Source organism: Amycolatopsis sp. lyj-90 (genome assembly GCF_046549035.1).
GTDB lineage: Bacteria > Actinomycetota > Actinomycetes > Mycobacteriales > Pseudonocardiaceae > Amycolatopsis.
This window is the reverse complement of the sequence record NZ_JAJPWP010000015.1, coordinates 168,994-181,728: the sequence shown is the minus strand read 5'-3', so window position 1 is coordinate 181,728 and position 12,735 is coordinate 168,994. Positions and strand designations below refer to the sequence as shown.

12 protein-coding genes are annotated in these 12,735 nt (G+C 69.2%); 5 read left to right on the top strand and 7 right to left on the bottom strand.

All coding sequences use genetic code 11. From position 1 onward, the window contains the following. Window positions 1-7: 7 nt before the first annotated feature. From ACLJPX_RS41435 to ACLJPX_RS41415, 5 genes are read right to left on the bottom strand one after another with little or no spacing between them, the layout of a single operon-like run. Window positions 8-1,192: a hypothetical protein gene (locus ACLJPX_RS41435; RefSeq protein WP_101609664.1), complete on the bottom strand. Its 1,185-nt coding sequence runs from the start codon at window positions 1,190-1,192 to the stop codon at window positions 8-10. A 24-nt stretch (window positions 1,193-1,216) separates the two neighbouring features. Further along, on the bottom strand, window positions 1,217-2,569 hold the full coding sequence (locus tag ACLJPX_RS41430; protein ID WP_410605657.1) for a hypothetical protein: 1,353 nt from the start codon (window positions 2,567-2,569) through the stop codon (window positions 1,217-1,219). Continuing rightward, a complete protein-coding gene (locus tag ACLJPX_RS41425) occupies window positions 2,566-3,030 on the bottom strand; it encodes a hypothetical protein (protein WP_410605656.1) in 465 nt (154 codons plus the stop codon). The genes ACLJPX_RS41430 and ACLJPX_RS41425 overlap by 4 nt, the downstream gene beginning before the upstream one ends. Continuing rightward, window positions 3,027-4,367: a hypothetical protein gene (locus ACLJPX_RS41420; RefSeq protein ID WP_410605655.1), complete on the bottom strand. Its 1,341-nt coding sequence runs from the start codon at window positions 4,365-4,367 to the stop codon at window positions 3,027-3,029. The genes ACLJPX_RS41425 and ACLJPX_RS41420 overlap by 4 nt, the downstream gene beginning before the upstream one ends. Beyond that, on the bottom strand, window positions 4,351-5,160 hold the full coding sequence (locus ACLJPX_RS41415; protein WP_410605654.1) for a hypothetical protein: 810 nt from the start codon (window positions 5,158-5,160) through the stop codon (window positions 4,351-4,353). The genes ACLJPX_RS41420 and ACLJPX_RS41415 overlap by 17 nt, the downstream gene beginning before the upstream one ends. A gap of 372 nt (window positions 5,161-5,532) precedes the next feature. On the opposite strand from ACLJPX_RS41415, the gene ACLJPX_RS41410 reads away from it, so the two are divergent. After that, window positions 5,533-5,808: a helix-turn-helix domain-containing protein gene (locus ACLJPX_RS41410; RefSeq protein ID WP_410605653.1), complete on the top strand. Its 276-nt coding sequence runs from the start codon at window positions 5,533-5,535 to the stop codon at window positions 5,806-5,808. Window positions 5,809-6,393: 585 nt separating this feature from the next. Here ACLJPX_RS41410 and ACLJPX_RS41405 read toward each other — a convergent pair. Both ACLJPX_RS41405 and ACLJPX_RS41400 read right to left on the bottom strand, forming a co-directional pair. Continuing rightward, the gene (locus ACLJPX_RS41405; protein ID WP_410605652.1) at window positions 6,394-7,008 is read right to left on the bottom strand and encodes a (2Fe-2S)-binding protein; all 615 of its coding nucleotides are present in this window, start codon (window positions 7,006-7,008) and stop codon (window positions 6,394-6,396) included. Further along, on the bottom strand, window positions 7,008-7,868 hold the full coding sequence (locus ACLJPX_RS41400) for a putative RNA methyltransferase (protein ID WP_410605651.1): 861 nt from the start codon (window positions 7,866-7,868) through the stop codon (window positions 7,008-7,010). Before ACLJPX_RS41400 ends, ACLJPX_RS41405 begins: the two co-directional genes overlap by 1 nt. Before the next feature lie 175 nt (window positions 7,869-8,043). Between ACLJPX_RS41400 and ACLJPX_RS41395 the strand changes: the two genes are divergently transcribed. From ACLJPX_RS41395 to ACLJPX_RS41380, 4 genes are all read left to right on the top strand, one after another. After that, the gene (locus tag ACLJPX_RS41395; RefSeq protein WP_168214376.1) at window positions 8,044-9,438 is read left to right on the top strand and encodes an ammonium transporter; all 1,395 of its coding nucleotides are present in this window, start codon (window positions 8,044-8,046) and stop codon (window positions 9,436-9,438) included. Then, entirely contained in the window at window positions 9,435-9,773 is a 339-nt protein-coding gene (locus ACLJPX_RS41390; RefSeq protein WP_410605650.1) for a P-II family nitrogen regulator, read from the top strand. Before ACLJPX_RS41395 ends, ACLJPX_RS41390 begins: the two co-directional genes overlap by 4 nt. Window positions 9,774-9,782: 9 nt before the next feature. Continuing rightward, entirely contained in the window at window positions 9,783-12,092 is a 2,310-nt protein-coding gene (locus ACLJPX_RS41385) for a [protein-PII] uridylyltransferase (RefSeq protein ID WP_410605649.1), read from the top strand. A 218-nt stretch (window positions 12,093-12,310) separates the two neighbouring features. Then, the gene (locus tag ACLJPX_RS41380) at window positions 12,311-12,703 is read left to right on the top strand and encodes a hypothetical protein (protein WP_101613414.1); all 393 of its coding nucleotides are present in this window, start codon (window positions 12,311-12,313) and stop codon (window positions 12,701-12,703) included. The last annotated feature ends 32 nt before the right edge of the window (window positions 12,704-12,735 follow it).

The following is a 12,735-nucleotide window of genomic DNA, read 5'->3' as shown; positions in this document are numbered from 1 at the left end:
CACGTGGCTAGGGGCGGTCCAGGGTGATCACGGTGCCCGGACGGTGGCCGTTCCGGCGCGGGGTGACCGGACGTTGTTCGGAGCGGGCCACCGCCACCCCGGCGGGCCGGTGCCGGTCGATCGGCAGCACCTCCCGCGAGTTCGTCCGGTCGGCCAGCCGGAGGGACTGCGCCGAGGTCAGCCACTCTTCGGCAGGCTCCGCGATCTCGAGCAGCAGGGCCTCGAACTCCGACCTCGTGGTTTCGAGGATGTGCGGCGCCGCGAGCCAGCGCAGCACCTGCCGCCCGGTGACCGCCATCCGCTGCCGTGGCGAGGACACCAGCCGCTGGTCGAAGTAGCGGATCAGCACCTCGTCCACGGTGTCCCACGCGTTGGAGGCGCCGAACAGGTCCAGCACGTCCTCCGAGCCGAGGATCTTGAACGCCTCGGTCAGCAGTTGCATGACCTCGACCCGCAGCACGTTCAGGTGACCGTAGGAGGTGAACTTGAGGTTGTTCCGCAGGTCCAGCCCACTGCGCCGGACGACCGCGACGCTGCCGAAACTCGGGTCGTACGCGCGTTCCCGGACGACGTCGGAGATCCGCTTGTCCCGCCAGAACAACGCCACCTGGTTGGAGAACTGCGTGAACAGCTGGTGGAAGTCGGTGTTCGGCCGCGAGTTCGCCGAGCCGAGACCCTTGCCGTAGCCGAGTACGCGCCGATACGCGCTGACGCGGTCCCGCCGGGTGTAACGCAGGACGTCCCGCCGGTCGAACCGGTACAGGCCGAACGCGCCGGGACCGTCCGAAAGCCGGATGGCGCCGCCCTGGAACAGCTCCTGCAGTTTCTGCACCACCCGGAACACGCCGATCCGTTCGTGCTGGTACAGGTAGTACAGGTCGCCGACCGCGATGACCCGTTCCGAGGCGACCGTCTCGTCGTAGGCGTCGATACCCGGCGGCATCGCCGTCGCCCCGAGGTCCGCGGCCGAATTGTCGCCGAGGCCGACGAGCTGCGCGATCCCGCCGTCCGCGGGCCCCGGTTTGGCCCGCTGTTCGGCCTCGACCGCGGTGAGCATGTCGTCGAGCTGCTTGAGGACCGCGTCGCCGAGTTTCGGATCGCTGCCCAGTTCGTTGGCGAGCTTCCCGGCGACCTGGCCGCGCAATGCCGCGACCCGGTCGAACAGTTCCCGGTATTCCTTTTCCGTGCCCATCGTGTTCCTCCCGTACGGGTCCGGCTACTGCCCGGGCCGTTTGCGCGTGGTCCGGGGTTTCGGCGGTTCCTCCGCCTCGGGTGGTGCCTGCTCCTCCTGGAAGCCGTGCCCTTCACGGAGTTCGGCGACCGACGGCACCGCCGGTGTCCGGCCGGACGGCGGCGTGAGCTGCGGGGTGGGCGGCGCGGGCGGATTCGGCCCGGCCGACGACGGCGAGCCTCCTCGCCCGATCGGCTCGGCGATCCGGACGACCTCCTGGAGGTGGTCGTCGAGTTCGTCGATGGCCCGCTGCACGCGGGAGCTGAAGAAGCCAGGGGGAAGCGACGCGCGGAAGTTGCCGGGCACGTCCCCGTTGGAGCCACCGGGGTTCTGCCGGGGAAGGTTCGCCACGATCCGCTGCAACCGCCTCGCGATCTGGATGAACGACGTGCTGACGCCCTCCTTGCCCGCCGATTCGATCAGCTTGCCGCCCTCGTAGGTGGCGAACTCACGGATCCAGCGCAGCAGCCCGCCGAGCGACATGGTCCCGCCCACCGGATCGGGGACACGCAGTACTTCGAGGTCCTCCTGCTGGATGAACACCGACCGCAGCATCGAGACAACCTCGTCGACCTGGGACGCCGTCGCCGACAGCAGTCGCGAGAGAGCGACCACGGCGGGGCCGAAGAACGGCTGGCCGCCCGCCGGCTGCGAGAACGGGTCGATCTTGTCCCGCGCGTCCTGCCAGCCTCTGAACAACGAGACCACCCAATCCGCCAGGGTGATGAAGGAGGTCTGGATCCGCTCCTCCTCGATCGTGTTGACCTTGCCCGAGACCAGGCCGAGCTCGTCCCGCAGCTGGCCGAGGTGTCCTTGCACCGGGTCGCCGCCGTTCCCGAGCAGTAGCAGGAAGAGCTGATCGACCCGCGCCACGCGGATCAGCGGGCTCTCCAGCTCCTGCCGGATCTGTTCGAGGTCGTGCCGGACCAGGGCCCGGTAGCTCTCGGCGTTCTCGGGATCCGTGTCCGTCCTCAGTGGACGGAGTGAGTCGAGCAGCGCCAGCGAGTCCTTCACCGCGCTCCGGGCACGGGCCGCGAGCGAGGCCTGGCCGCCGGTGACGGCGCCGAGGTCGGCTTGGATCGCGTACCCGCGCGGAGTCCACTTGGCCTCGGTGCGCCCTTGGACCTCTTGCAGCTCGAAACTCCCGGTCAGCGCCGCCACGAAGCCCTTGGTGTCGCCCTCGCGCCACTTCCAGCCGAGCGCGTCGCTGATCGTCTGTTCGGCGAGTTCGCCGGGGGCCGCCGCCCGCGGTGGGTACTGCCCGGTCGACAGCGGGTACGCGCTGTCGATGTCCTGTGCACGCGGCAACGTCGCGCCGCGGTCGTCGTTGATCGTCATCGGGTCGCCCCACATCCCTTGAATTCGGCCAGTTCCACTGCTTCACGCCAGCACCGCACCATCACGTCCTCCGCCGAGGACAAGGCGGCGGCGCACTGGTCCACCCCGGCGTGAAAGCTCCTCGCCCAGCCACGCCATTCCTGCTCCCGTCCGTGCACCGCGCGCAGCAGCCCGGAAACCGCGTGATGCGAACGGCACTGCCCGTCCACCCGCCGCCGCAGCTTCAGCAGCGACGACGCCGTGGTGTGCAACGACTCCGCGCTCACCGGACGCTGCGTCGCGCGGGTGGCCGCCTCGACCTCGCCGGTGCCGTCGAGGACGACCTCGGCGAGATGGTCCGCCGCGGCGAGCCCGACGCCGACGGGCCTGTCCTCGGCGACACTGATCTCCAGCGCCCGCCAGCAGGCGGCCACCAGGTTCACTTCCGTGCCCAGCCGGGAGAATTCGGTGTGGAGTGTCATCTCGCCCTCCTGCCGAGTTCTTCCATGAAGAAGCCGAACAGCCGTCTCGGTGTCGACATCCGTTCTTCGAGCGCGAACCGGACCGCGCCGATCAGGAAGCGTTCCGGGACCACACCCGGGGACACGCCGCCCGCCAGTCTTTCCGCGGCTTCCTCGATCATCGCCTGTTCCTTGGCCTCGAACCGCAGCACCTTCGCCAGCGGGCGATGGCCCAGCGAGGGGAACGAGGTGAAGCACATCGCGTCCACCACCGCGGGGATCGCCTTGTCCGCCGTCTTCAGCAGCGCCGGCGGCGCGTTGATCAGCTTCGCCCTCGGGTACAACTTGTGCCACATCGCCGCGTAGGTCTCCGCGTGCCGGGTGAAACCCATGCGGCGTAACAACTCCACCGAGATCTTCGCGCGGAGATACGGCACCGGATGCACCGCGCGCGGGGTGAACCCCGTCGTTTCGAGTTCGGTCCGCCCGATGACGTCGAACAGCGAACCGACCACCGCCGGGCCGCCCAGCAACAGTGCGGACAGATCGGCGAACGTCTCGCGGTTCCACCTGACCCAGACACCGGTGATCGGCCGCGGCACCCCCGCTTCGACGAGCCGCGCCGCCACCTGCAACGGGATCGCCCTGGCGAGTCCCAGGTCGTTCTGCAGGTTGTGGCTCACCTCGTGCAGGACCGCGCCGAGCGTCCACGGATTCACCAGCCGGTGGTACGGGAGCTGGATCAGCGGAAACGGGTTGAGCCGGTTTCCCAAGCGCCGCAAGGGGATCCCGCGGCGCGAGGTGGCCGGCCCGGAGCCGGTGCGCAGATAGCAGAACGGCGGCGGGGTCGGGATCGACCGCCAGTTCCCGATTCCGAGGTAGGCGTACTGGTAGCAGTCGAGCGCCACCCTGTCGCAGGCCACCAGCCACGGGGCGAACGCGCCCTGCCGCTGGTTGAACAGGTCGAGGTAGAAGTCCCAGACCCGTTCGGTGGTCCTGACCCAGTGCTGTGCCCGGGACTTCGCCCGTAGCAGTCGTGCCAGTTCCGCCTGACCCGGCCGCGCCACCGCCTCGTCCGCCGCGCGGCGTGCCGAGCGGGTGGCGGCGAACAGCGGCTCCCGCAAGGTCGCCATCGTCCGGTTGACCGCCGCGAGATGGGCCCGGCTCGGGCCGGTGGCCGGATCGCCGAACTCCGACCAGCGGAACGGCCGCAGCGCCTCCAGATGCCGTTCCACGTTGGTGGCCTGGGACAGGACCCAAGCCGTCAGCTCGTCTCCGGATGGCCCCGCCCGCCGGGATCCGGTGGACGAGGCCGCTTCACCGGATGTCGCGGGCCGCGCCTCAGCGGCGGCGCGCACGGCCGCGCGCCTTGCCGCGACGGGCGCCGCCCGACCGGGCCCGCGACTGCGTCTTGCGCCCGCCACGGGCGGCGGGACGTCGGCGGCGCTGCTGGGGACGGCCGCGACGGCGCTGCTGGCTCCGCTGGTTCGCGGGCGCGTTCTGCGCGCTGTTCACGGTGTGGCCGACCAGCCTGCGCGTGATGTAGCCGGCGTTGATCGGGCGGCCGTCGGCATATCGGCGCCCGACATCGCGCGCGGTGCGCCCGATGATCTTCGGGATGTGCCGGACGGCGCGGCGGGTCGCCGGGTTCCGCCACAGCTTGCGGCCCAGGTCGACCGCGCCGCGGATCAGCTGCGGACCGTGCTTGATGATCTTCGGTGCCGCCCATTTCGCCGCCTGGAACGCCAGCGGCGCGAGCGCGCCGAGGAAGGCCTCCGCCTCGTCCTCGGTCTCCGCGTTTTCGGCCTGGAAGGCCAGTTGCGCCATCATCTCGGCGTCGGAATAGACCCGCCGTCCCGGATGGGCGAAGTCCTCGTCCTCGGATTCCAGTTCGAACTCGTCCTCGAGTTCGCGGACGACGGCTTCGAACTCGGCCTCGAATTCGTCTTCGTCCTCGTACTCGCCGTACGCCTCGTCCTCCAGCTCGTCTTCGAGCTCCCGGGCCAGCCCGCCGAGCTCGTCTTCGAACTCGTCCTCGTCCTCGAATTCGCCTTCCAGCTCGTCTTCGAGTTCGTTTTCGAACTCGGCCTCGAGTTCACGGCTCAGCTCGTCTTCCAGCTCGCCGTTCACTGCCGCATAGCCACGGCTCATAACGGTTCTCCTCTGCTCCGGTGAAAATCCGCGATCGCCGGCGCGGCGCGTCGGTGAGCACGGAACCGACACTGCCCGCGCACCGGGGGATACCGGTAGTCACACGTTCTTGTGTGACATGAACCGACTAGTTCGTACCTGTCACACAAATCGACGATGCGCTTTTCCTGTCGGAGGGGTTTGCTAGAGAGGGAGGGAGACCAAGAGGGGGGAGGCCGGTCTATGTCCATGGGCCCGGCGGTCGGATTTCCTGCGCCAGCGATACACGATCTCGCGCGGCAACGGGCGAAGGTCGCTTCTGAAGACGAAGCCGTACGAAATCTGGCGAGATCACTCGTCAGGCGTGTGATGGAACTAAACGATGGTGCGTCCGTGCAGCGGAAACCACTGTTGGACGTCACCGAGTACGGCGTCAGATGCCTGCTCGTACCGGTGGCGCCGGAGCCGCACGACCTGCTCAGCCCGCGCGAGCACGAAGTCGCGCGCATGGTGGGCCGCGGTTACACGAACAAGCAGATCGCCGGCGTGCTGGAAATCAGCCTGAACACGGTTTCCGCGCATATGCGCCGGATCTTCACCAAACTGGGGGTCGGTTCCCGGGCGGCGATGGTGGCCGCGTTGACGGGGGAGAATCTCGCCGCGGTGTGATCGGTCCAGATGGTCGTGAGTGGCGATTCGGGTTATTGAGGGGAAGTCAAACGTGGCGTGTTGGTGAGCGGGGCCGGTGACGGGGTGAAGGTGTCCTTCGCTGCGTCCGATGCCGAGCGGCCGTGTCGCGAAAGCCACTTTCGGGACGTCTGATGTCCCGAAAGTGGCTTTCGCGACGCCCCGGGAGGCTGGTGCGGCCCTCATGGTGGCGTTGTGGCTGAACCCAAGGTGAGCGAAGGCGTGACTCGCGTGATTGGAGCCGGATCTCGCGTGATCAGAAGGCGAACTCCGTGATCGTCTCCCAATCACGCGAGATCCGGCTCCAAGCACACGTGATCCGTCTCTGATCACACGGCCGGCACTTCCAGCCCGGCCAAGAACAGCGTCACCGAGGACAACAGGGTCGTGAAAGCCACGTTCCCAACCTTCACCGTTGCGAACGAGGCTTTCACAACACCCACCCCACGACCGACACCGAAAACGGCACGAGCACGCCACGTTTACCCTTCTCCTCAATAGAACACGAATCGCCACTCACGACCACCCGGACCGACGCGTTCCGGCACTTTGGCCACGGACCAGCCTCTAACCGAGCGCGGCCCGGAGGCGCCGGTCCCGTTCCTCCGGAGTTTGCCGGGGACAACTGGTGCACTTCGGATTCCCCGCTTCGTAGATCAGGCAGCAGGAAGCACGGCGCACCACGGTGTTCCGCCCGACACGGGAGAACCGCGGCTCCGGCATCCCGAGCCCGATCGCGGTCACGAGCGGGGCCGCCAGCGCGATCGCCCGTTCGGTGTCGCCGGTCCACAGCAGGCGGTTGCCGATCGAATCCGTCGCGATCGCGCCCAGTGCGCGCGGATTCGCCCCCGTGACGTCCGAGATGGTGCCGATCGCCGTGCCCAGCGTCCCGGCGAACGCTTCGCCGAGTTCGGCCAGACCGCCGGAAAGGAGCCGTGACGACCGCGCGCCGGTGAAGCGGCCGTCCGGGACGAGGTCGATGGTGACGGCGTCGAGCGACGGATCCAACGGCTCACCCCGCACGAGCGACTCGACCGACGGTGCGACGAGGACCGAGGAGAGCGAGTACCACCAGATCGTGCCGAGGACTTCGGGCCGGGAACAGCCGTAGAGCTTGGCGGCGCCGCCGATGCGGGCGCTGACCCAGGCCGCGTCGGCGAGCAGGGTCGCGGGCGCCTCCATCAGGACACCGGCCGGTACAGCGTGACGCTGAACGACGTGGTGACGTCCACCGCCTCGGCGATCGCGTCGAGCCGCTCACGGCGCCCGTCACGGTGGAGGTGGTGCGCGCTCGGGCCCATCTCCACGACCTGGCGGATCTGGGCGGGCGACAGCGTCACCCGTTCGGTGACATCGCGCCGGTCCACCCGGCCGAAGCTCTCGCCGAGGGTTTCCTCCAGCCGCGCGTCCTTGCCGCCGTCGACGGAGATCACCAGGTCGCCCAGCTCCCGGAGGTGCCCGGGGTTCGGCGTCGCGACGACCAGCAGCCCGTCCGCGGTCAGGACCCGGTTGAACTGTGAGGCGTTGCGGGGCGCGAAGACGTTGAGGATCAGCGACGCGCTCGAGTCCGCCACCGGCCAGGGCTCCCACAGATTCCACACGGCCGCGCTCGCGCGCGCGTGTGCGCGAGCGGCCCGGCGCAGGGCGACGGCGGAGACGTCGAGCGCCAGCCCGTGCGCGGCGGGGACGGCGTCGAGCACGTGCGCGAGGTAGTACCCCGTCCCCGCGCCGGCGTCGATGATCAGCCCGTCCTGTACGTGCTCTGAAGCCACCTTCGCGAGGGCGTCGGCGAGAGGGAGATAGACACCCGAAGCGAGGAGGTCGACGCGAGCCGCGACCATCGGCGCGGTGTCCGCCGTGCCCGCGGGGATGCGCGCGTGCAGAAGATTGACGTAACCCTGCTTCGCTACGTCGAACGAGTGGCCACGTTCACAACGCACCGTGCGCTCGATTGCCCCGACCGGGTCACCGCAGAGCGAACACCGCAGTGACCGGACGATCTCCGGTGGCAGCGGGTGATTGCCGGATGCACGTGCGTTCATGGGGCTATTCGACCACGACGTTTCGCAACCGGACAGAACGCACCAGGTCTCCGGAAACCTGGACGTAACAACGCCACACCGACAGTTCACGCGGGTGAAACCTGAATCGCCGCCCGAGGAAACACCCCGGTCCAAAAATTCCTGCGCAGTACACCCCAGGCACGGGAGGAAGATTGTGCTGAACGCAGGAGACACGGCATGGGTACTGATCAGCGCCGCGCTGGTCATGCTCATGACACCGGGATTGGCGTTCTTCTACGGCGGCATGGTCCGCGCGAAGAGCGTTTTGAACATGTTGATGATGAACTTCATCGCGCTCGCCGTCGTCGGTGTCCTCTGGACGCTGTACGGCTTCACGATGGCGTTCGGCAACGATATCGGCGGAGGGTTGCTCGGTAACTTCGACTTCGCCGGCCTCTCGAACATCTCCGGCAAACTCGCCGGGTTCGCGACCGCCGCGACCGACACCGCGCCCGAGGTCGCCTGGCCCGGCGCGGACGGGCTGCCGCTGTTCGCCTTCGTGATGTTCCAGCTGATGTTCGCGATCATCACGCCCGCGCTGATCTCCGGCGCCATCGCCGACCGCGCCAAGTTCTGGGGCTGGACGCTGTTCGTCGCGGTGTGGGTGACCATCGTGTACTTCCCGGTGGCGCACTGGGTGTTCTCGTTCAACGGCTTCATCGGCGCCGATTCGGTCGGCGGCTGGATCGCCAACCAGCTCAAGGCGCTCGACTTCGCCGGTGGTACCGCGGTCCACATCAACGCCGGCGCGGCCGGTCTGGCACTGGCGATCGTGCTCGGCAAGCGCAAGGGCTGGCCGAAGGGCACCGGACGTCCGCACAACGTGCCGTTCGTGCTGCTGGGTGCCGCGTTGCTGTGGTTCGGCTGGTACGGCTTCAACGCCGGTTCGTCGCTGGCCGCCAACGACCTCGCCGCCGTCGCGTTCACCAACACCACCGTCGCGACCGCGGCCGCGATCCTCGGCTGGCTGATCATCGAGCAGATCAAGATCGGCAAGCCGACCACGCTGGGCGCCGCTTCCGGTGCCGTCGCGGGTCTCGTCGCGATCACCCCGGCGGCCGGGTTCGTCAGCCCGCTGGGTGCCATCGCCATCGGCCTCATCGCCGGTGCCCTGTGCGCCCTGGCGATCAGCCTCAAGTTCCGCTTCGGTTTCGACGACTCCCTCGACGTCGTCGGCGTCCACCTCGTGGGTGGTCTGGTCGGTACGCTGCTCATCGGCTTCTTCGGCACCACCAGCGTCAACTCGCTCGGCGTCGACGGCCTGTTCTACGGCGGCGGCCTCGGCCAGCTCGGCAAGCAGGCGCTCGCGGCGGCCGTGGTCCTCGGCTACTCGTTCGTGCTCACCTTCGTCATCGGCTGGGTGATCAAGAAGCTCGGCGGGTTCCGCGTCAGCGCGGAGGACGAGGTCAGTGGTATCGATGAGGCCCAGCACGCGGAGAGCGCGTACGACTTCACCGGTTCGGGCGGCGGCCTCGGCCAGCCGACCAGCATCCCGGTCAAGGCGCCCACCGGCAACGCGGCCACGAAACTCGAGGAGAGCAAGGCATGAAGCTGATCACCGCGATCGTCAAGCCGTTCACGCTCGACGACGTCCGTTCCGCGCTGGAACAGCTGGGCGTGCTCGGCATGACGGTCAGCGAGGTGCAGGGCTACGGCAGGCAGAAGGGCCACACCGAGGTCTACCGGGGCGCGGAGTACTCCGTGGACTTCGTGGCGAAGCTGCGGGTGGAGGTCGTCACCGACGACGCAGGCGTCGAGAAGGTCCTCGACGCGATCACCACGGCCGCCCACACCGGAAAGATCGGTGACGGGAAGATCTGGGTGACGCCGGTCGAGACGGTGATCCGGGTACGAACCGGCGAACGCGGCTCGGACGCCCTATAGGCGTCAGGGATGGCTGACGGGGGTGAGCTGGTCAAGGCCACCGAGCGATTGCTCGAGGGCAGGCACGGGAGGCTAGGGGCGGCCGCGCTGCGGGCGGCCCTGGTCGACCTCTACGAATTCTGGTTGGGCAAGGGCGCCGCGGCGGCCGGCGTCGACACCGCTGAACCCGGTGTCGCGCTGGCCGCCGTCGGCGGCCTGGGGCGCCGGGAACTGGTGCCCTTCTCCGACCTCGACCTGTTGTTGCTGCACAACGGCAACTCCCGCGTCGGTGAGATCGCCGACGCGATCTGGTATCCGTTGTGGGACGCCAAGATCGGCCTCGACCACTCGGTCCGCACACCGGGCGAGGCGCTGAAAGTGGCGTCCGAGGACCTGCGGACCGCGATGGGGCTGCTCGACATCCGCCATATCGCAGGGGACGCCGAGATCACCGCCAGGCTGGCGGCCGCGGCGCGGGACGAGTGGCGGCGGTCGGCCAGGAAGCGGGTCGGCGAGCTGTCGGACGCGGTGCGTCAGCGCTGGGCCCGCAGTGGCGAGATCGCGCAGTCCGCCGAGCCGGATCTCAAGCATGGCCGAGGCGGGCTTCGCGACTTCGCCGTCTTGGAAGCCCTGGCGGCGGCACAGCTGACGGCGAGGCCCGGCGAGGAACTGCTGGAGGCCAAGAGCCTGCTGCTCGACGTCCGGACCGAACTGCGCAAGGAACTGCGCCGGGAGCGCGACATCCTCAGCGCGCCGGAGGCCGAGACGGTTGCGGGCGAACTCGGCTTCGGCGACCGGTTCACCTTGGCGCGCAAGCTTTCCGGTGTCGGGCGGACGATCGCGTACGCGGTCGACGTCGCCCTCCGGTCCACTGTGGAACCCCCCAAGGCGCGATTCGGGCGGCGGCCGGTGCGGACGCCGCTCGACGAAGGTGTCGTCCTGCACGGGAACGAGGTCGCGCTGGCGCGGGACGCGGTGCCCGCCAAGGATCCGGCGCTGCTGCTGCGGGTCGCCGCCGCGTCGGCCCGGATCCGGAAGCCGATTTCGCACGGGACCCTGCGGGCGCTCGCCGAGACGGCGCCGGAACTGCGCGCGCCGTGGCCCGCCGACGCCCTCAAGGCTTTGGTGGAGCTGCTCGGCGCGGGCGAAGGCCTCGTCGACGCCGTCGAAGCGCTCGATCGGACAGGTCTCTGGGCACGGCTGTTCCCCGAATGGGGGGCGGTGCGGGACCTCCCGCCGAGGTCACCGGTGCACTCGTGGACCGTCGACCGGCATCTCGTGCGCGCCGCGGTGGAGGCGTCGAAACTGACGACCACCGTTTCGCGGCCGGACCTGCTGCTGATCGGCGCGCTGCTGCACGACATCGGCAAGGGCCGGGACGCGGACCATTCCGAACTCGGCGCGAAGATCAGCGCGCAGGTGGCGGCCCGGCTCGGGCTGTCGGAGCCCGACGTGGCGCTGGTGTCGGCGATGGTGCGGCATCACCTGCTGCTGCCGCATACCGCGACGCGGCGGGACATCAGCGACCCGGCCACGATCCAGCGGGTGACGAAGACCCTCGACGAGAACCTGGTCCTGCTGGAGTTGCTGCACGCGCTGACGACGGCCGATTCGCTGGCCACCGGGCCGGGCGTGTGGACCGACTGGAAGGCCCGCCTGCTCGCCGAACTCGTATCCGGTTGCGAAGAGGCGTTGCACGGCAAGGGTTTCCTCCCGCCGGAGCCGATGGGCGCCGAGCAACGGGAACTCGTCGCCGAGGCCGTCGCGTCCGGCCGCGGCGAAGTGCGGATCACCGCCGCGGGCAAGGTCGTGACCGTGGTGCTCGCGGTGCCGGCCCGCGCCGAACTGCTGGCTCCCGCCGCCGGCGTGCTCGCGCTGAACTCATTGGAGGTCCACGCGGCGGTCCTGCGCGGGCACGACGGGGGACGGGCGGGGGTGTTCACCGCGTCGCCGAAGTTCGGCTCGCTGCCCGACGTCACGTTGCTGCGTGAGCAGTTCGCCAGGGCGGTGGCCGGGACGCTGCCGCTCACCCAGCGGCTCGCGGCCAAGGAACGGGACTACGGCGAGACTCCCACCGCGAACGCGAAGGTGATCTGGTTCGACGACGAGACCAGCGGACAGGACACGGTCGTGGTCGAGCTGCGGGCCGCGAACCGGATCGGGCTGTTGTACCGGGTCGCGGGCGCGCTGCGGCGATGCGAGGCCGAGGTGCGCTGGGCGAAGGTGGCCACCCTCGGCGGCGCGGTGGTCGACTCGTTCGCCGTCGCGCCGCGGACCGGCCGGGTCGACCAGGCGTGGCGGTCGAAGATCGAAGCCGCGCTGCTGGCCGCGGCTTCCTGACCGGGAAGTGATGACGACTTCTTTATTCGTGCTGTGATCCGGCCAGTGCCACGAATCCATCCACCTCGGACCCCTTGTCCGGCAAGGGTTTCCGGTTTCGGAACGGTGCCTTCCGGTTATGGCGGGCACGGTGAACGGGGTGTCGCGCGAAAGGCGGAGAGTAGCGGTGGCAGGATGTGCGCGGTCGAGACCCGAAGGATCCGGAGGGCGGTGAGCGCGTGCTGGGTCACGAGCAGAACCCGCCAGGGCCGCAGCGGCTCACGCTGCCGCCGACCGTCGTCGCCTCCCACTTCCGGGCCTGCGCGGACGACCTCGCAGTCTCGCTGACCGCGTCCGGTACCGCCGCGACCGTGCCCGAACTGCTCAAGGTGGTGCGGCACCTCGTCGCGGGGCAGCAGGCCTTGGCCATCGCGCTCGAGGGCATGGCAGGCAGGGTCGAGGTCGGGGGAGAAGGCGTGCTGGCCACCGCCAGGACGATCGATGTCGAGGTCGTCGCGGAAGTACTCCGAGCGGCCGCCACCGCTGTCGACTGTTCGGCCGAAGCACTGGCCGAATCTCGTCCGTCATTCGAATGTGTGAGCGAATCAGTCGCCCCTGACACCCGTTTGTAGCTGTCCCGCCGCTTCGGCCCGTGGATACGCTG

Excerpts from the sequence above, each read along its gene's own strand:
- ACLJPX_RS41435 (WP_101609664.1), bottom strand. The coding sequence starts at position 1,192 with ATGGGCACGGAAAAGGAATACCGGGAACTGTTCGACCGGGTCGCGGCA.
- ACLJPX_RS41430 (WP_410605657.1), bottom strand. The coding sequence starts at position 2,569 with ATGACGATCAACGACGACCGCGGCGCGACGTTGCCGCGTGCACAGGAC.
- ACLJPX_RS41425 (WP_410605656.1), bottom strand. The coding sequence starts at position 3,030 with ATGACACTCCACACCGAATTCTCCCGGCTGGGCACGGAAGTGAACCTG.
- ACLJPX_RS41415 (WP_410605654.1), bottom strand. The coding sequence starts at position 5,160 with ATGAGCCGTGGCTATGCGGCAGTGAACGGCGAGCTGGAAGACGAGCTG.
- ACLJPX_RS41405 (WP_410605652.1), bottom strand. The coding sequence starts at position 7,008 with ATGGAGGCGCCCGCGACCCTGCTCGCCGACGCGGCCTGGGTCAGCGCC.
- ACLJPX_RS41400 (WP_410605651.1), bottom strand. The coding sequence starts at position 7,868 with ATGAACGCACGTGCATCCGGCAATCACCCGCTGCCACCGGAGATCGTC.
- ACLJPX_RS41390 (WP_410605650.1), top strand. The coding sequence starts at position 9,435 with ATGAAGCTGATCACCGCGATCGTCAAGCCGTTCACGCTCGACGACGTC.
- ACLJPX_RS41385 (WP_410605649.1), top strand. The coding sequence starts at position 9,783 with ATGGCTGACGGGGGTGAGCTGGTCAAGGCCACCGAGCGATTGCTCGAG.